Raw genomic sequence first — 286 nt, 5'->3', positions numbered from 1 at the left:
GCGCCCACCAGTCGAGGTTGAGCTCATTGAGCACATAATCCCTCTTCAGGTTGGGGTGATTATTCAAATGCTCTTGGGTACGACGGCCTCTGTGAGGCACTTCCCAAGGGGAAAGAGTAGCCGTTTTGTAATCTTTTACGTGCTCGACCATTGGGCCTCTCTCCAGGAGCAATACTTTCAGCCCCTTCTCCGTCAGCTCTTTAGCAGCCCATCCGCCGCTAATCCCTGACCCAACTACGATTGCGTCAAACGCTTCATTTGCCATAGGTTATGGTATTTGGTTTAA

Annotated in this window: 1 protein-coding gene; it reads right to left on the bottom strand. The window is 50.7% G+C overall.

From position 1 onward, the window contains the following. Positions 1-265, bottom strand: a 265-nt coding sequence (locus tag ACNKXV_RS14555) for an FAD-dependent oxidoreductase (protein ID WP_417908416.1), incomplete at its 3' end; no start/stop codon positions are given. Between the last annotated feature and the right edge of the window lie 21 nt (positions 266-286).

The sequence above is a fragment of the Christiangramia aquimixticola genome (genome assembly GCF_048285835.1).
GTDB lineage: Bacteria > Bacteroidota > Bacteroidia > Flavobacteriales > Flavobacteriaceae > Christiangramia > Christiangramia aquimixticola.
This window is presented reverse-complemented; position numbering and strand designations above follow the sequence as displayed.